Source organism: uncultured Arcanobacterium sp., assembly GCF_947253055.1.
In the GTDB taxonomy this organism is placed as follows: domain Bacteria; phylum Actinomycetota; class Actinomycetes; order Actinomycetales; family Actinomycetaceae; genus Arcanobacterium_A.
Genome location: NZ_CAMXYE010000119.1, coordinates 1 through 2,515, shown reverse-complemented (window position 1 = coordinate 2,515; position 2,515 = coordinate 1). Strand labels below are relative to the sequence as shown.

General features: G+C 49.6%; 2 protein-coding genes. One reads left to right on the top strand and one right to left on the bottom strand.

From position 1 onward, the window contains the following. Nucleotides 1-2,165 (bottom strand): class I tRNA ligase family protein (locus Q0X35_RS06470; RefSeq protein ID WP_297566682.1); only part of this gene is annotated, 2,165 nt, incomplete at its 3' end. 141 nt (nt 2,166-2,306) lie between these two features. Here Q0X35_RS06470 and Q0X35_RS06465 point away from each other — a divergent pair. Then, on the top strand, nt 2,307-2,515 hold a 209-nt coding region (locus Q0X35_RS06465; RefSeq protein WP_297566680.1), incomplete at its 3' end, for an HIT family protein.

Genomic DNA, 2,515 nt, shown 5'->3' with positions numbered 1-2,515 from the left:
AATGTGGGCTCGCCTTCCCCATCGGCAGGCATTTGCTCTTCCACTTCATCAGCCGGCACGTATTGGCCGCGACTATCGGTATAGGCATAAGCCTGCACATAGCCTTGATTAAACAACTTATGGAAAGGTTCACAAGAACTTACGTACCCTAAATCGTAAAGCACTTTATGCCAGAAACGCGCATAGAGTAGATGCAAGACGGCATGCTCCACTCCTCCCACATAGAGATCAGTGCCACCGGATTCTTTTCCAGCTTTTGGCCCCATCCAGTAGGCTTCATTTTCACTTGCCACAAATTCTTGGTGGTTGTGTGGATCTAGATAGCGCAATTCATACCAACAAGAACCAGCCCAGTTCGGCATGGTATTGGTATCGCGGAAATACTCTTTTTCACCGTCTCCCAGGTCAAGGCGCACCCGCACCCAATCTTTCAATCTCCCTAAAGGCGGTTCGGGCTGTGAATCGGCGTCATCCGGATCATAGGAGCGCGGAGAATAATCTGGAATATCGGGAAGTTCTATCGGTAGCATTTGCTCCGGCAGAGCGTGCACATTCCCATCTGCGTCATAAACTATCGGGAAAGGCTCTCCCCAGTAGCGTTGCCGGCTGAAAAGCCAATCCCGCAAGCGATAAGAAATACTTTCTTTTCCGCAGCCTTGCTTTTCCATCCAGTCTGTAATTAGCTTCTTCCCCTCGCTAATTCCCAGACCGTTTAGAGAAATATCGGCATTGGCCGAATTGATTATTACTCCATCTTCCACCCAGGCACTTTCGCCGTCAAAATCCGCCGGAGCCTGCATAGTTGGGATAATATCGAGATCAAATTTCTTCGCGAAATCGAAATCGCGCTGATCATGTGCAGGCACCGCCATAATTGCGCCGGTACCATAGCCCATCATCACATAGTCTGCGGTGAATACGGGAATATCTTTCCCATTCACCGGATTCGTAGCGTATAGACCAGTGAATACGCCGGTCTTTTCTTTATCGAGGGCGCTGCGATCCATATCGGATTTACGGGCCGCCTGCTGCTGATAGGCATGCACAGCTGCTTGCGGATTGCTATAGCCACCAGTCCACGGAGTACGGGTACCTGCTGGCCAATTAGCTGGGATATTCTCAGCTTCTTGCAAAAGCGGATGCTCGGGAGAAACTACCATAAAAGTAGCTCCAAAAAGGGTATCTGGGCGAGTAGTAAATACGCGCAAGGTCTCGGAGCCAGCGGCATGCTGCAGCACGAAAGCTACTTCTGCTCCAATCGATTTCCCAATCCAGTTGCGCTGCATAAGCCGCACTTTTTCCGGCCAATCCACCATATCCAGATCCATTGCCAAACGATCTGCATATTCAGTAATACGCATCATCCACTGCCGCAGATTGCGCTTGAATACCGGATAATTGCCGCGTTCAGAGCGCCCTTCTGCTGTCACTTCTTCATTTGCCAATACGGTACCTAGTCCGGGGCACCAATTCACTGGGGCAAAATCAATATAGGCGAGACGGCGCGAGTTTACGGCTTGCTCTTGCTCGGCTTTATCCAGCTCCGCCCAGGGGCGCCCGTCGGGAGTGGGAATAGAGCCATCTTTATAGCCCGCAATTAGTTCCGAAATCGGCCGAGCCCGCCCGCGCGTCCCGGCTTTTCTGCCCGGCGCTTCTGGATCGTACCAAGAATTAAAAATTTGCAAGAAAATCCACTGCGTCCAGCGCATATAATCCACATCAGTTGTAGCAAAAGAACGGCGCTTTTCATGCGAAAGCCCGAGACGGCGCAACTGCCGGCGCATATTCTTAATGTTTTCTTCGGTAGTTATCCGCGGATGCTGCCCCGTCTGTACTGCATATTGCTCCGCCGGCAATCCAAAGGCGTCGTAGCCCATCGTATAGAGGACGTTCTTCCCCTGCATCCGCTGATAGCGAGCAATGGTATCTGTAGCGATAAAACCTAGCGGATGGCCTACGTGTAAGCCTTTTCCAGAAGGATAAGGAAACATATCTAGTAGATAAAAAGATTCCTCCGGCAGCTCTCCGGAAGTGGCTAAATCACCTACCGGATTAGGAGCATTAAAAGTTTCCTCTTTTTCCCAGCGCTCTTGCCATTTAGCTTCTATCTTATTGGCGAGTTCTGCCGTATAGCGATATGGGAGCACTGCTGCTTCACTACTCATAGTTTCTCCTCTAGATGTTTATCTATCTCCCCCATAGTAGCGCAGAGAAAATTGGAATATACCCAGATATTTTGCTTTGCCGCCTACTTCACGCCGGTATTTCACCCCACATTCTAAATTTTTTAGATTTAGACTTAGAGCATGAGCGTTTTTCAAAAAATTATTTGTGGAAAATTTCCCGGCCGTTTCGTATGGGAAGATGATATCTGCGTAGCTTTTGCCACGATTGAACCGGTGACGCCGGGGCACGTATTAGTAGTTCCACGCCAAGCGATAGATAAATATAGCGATGTAGCTCCAGAAGATTTTGCTCACCTAGCTAAAGTGGCACAAATAATCGGGCGTGCCCA